At 59.1% G+C, this 531-nt stretch carries 1 protein-coding gene; it reads right to left on the bottom strand.

The window, feature by feature from the left end; all coding sequences use genetic code 11:
• Positions 1 to 531: immunoglobulin-like domain-containing protein (locus HP547_RS29285; protein WP_172289005.1), on the bottom strand; the 531-nt coding region annotated here is incomplete at both ends.

Genomic DNA, 531 nt, shown 5'->3' with positions numbered 1-531 from the left:
CGTCGGTAACGGTGGTGCTGACCTCGGTCTTGTCCAGGGTCAGGTTCTCGAACTTCCAGGCATCCGCGCCGCTGACCGCTTCGATGGCATTGACCACCGGCTCGTTAGCGCCAACGTAGACGTTGTCTGGAGCAGTAACGGTGATTGAGCCGGTAGTGCTGTTGGCCGGCACGACAACCGTGGTGCCATCAGTCAGCTTGAAGAACAGCTCCGAGTGGTTGTTGATCGGCAGACCATCTTTGTTGGTCAGCGTCACGGTGTAAGTGATCTCACCGCCTTCGGTCACCGAGGCGGTAGCGGTCAACTTGGCGACAACTTCGTCGATGGTGTCGGTAACTTTTACCGAAGCAGGGTTGCCCAGCTCCAGGTTCTCGAACGGTGCACCGGTGGCATCGACAGCCGACTTGATGCCCAGGCTGATTTCGCCGGCATCCTGGTAAACGTCGTCACCCTGGGCTTCGTGAGCGTACGGCTCGCTCGAAGTCTGACCAGCCTTGATGGTCACAACCGCGTTGTTGCTCAGGGTCACGG

Origin of the sequence: Pseudomonas sp. CM27 (assembly GCF_013179515.1) — a bacterium.
GTDB lineage: Bacteria > Pseudomonadota > Gammaproteobacteria > Pseudomonadales > Pseudomonadaceae > Aquipseudomonas.
This window is presented reverse-complemented; position numbering and strand designations above follow the sequence as displayed.